The following is a 304-nucleotide window of genomic DNA, read 5'->3' as shown; positions in this document are numbered from 1 at the left end:
CGCTGTGTAAATGCCGTTAGCCTTATCTTCGGAATACTCTCCCTGACCGGTGAGAACGCCTGAATTGGAATAGAATTTCCATGGCCCTTTTTTCCCGCCCGAAATATCATACAAACCTTCCGCAGTCACCTCTCCATATGGCGCATAGGATCTGTAATAGAATTCTCTTCCTTTTCTTTTTCCGGAAGCCAGGATCTCCCCAGCCTTATCGAAATAACGGTAGGCAATGATCTCCCCGTTCTTGTAATCATATTCGTAATGAAGTTTTCCATCCCTGTCATAAAATTTAAAGACGCCCTGATAA

General features: G+C 44.1%; 1 protein-coding gene. It reads right to left on the bottom strand.

Annotated elements, in window-relative coordinates; genetic code table 11:
• Positions 1–304, bottom strand: a 304-nt coding sequence (locus HC175_RS22685; RefSeq protein WP_479685267.1) for a toxin-antitoxin system YwqK family antitoxin, incomplete at both ends; no start/stop codon positions are given.

It is taken from the genome of Salinimicrobium oceani, assembly GCF_012037645.1.
The sequence above is the reverse complement of the archived record's forward strand: the minus strand, read 5'-3'. Positions and strand labels throughout refer to the sequence as shown.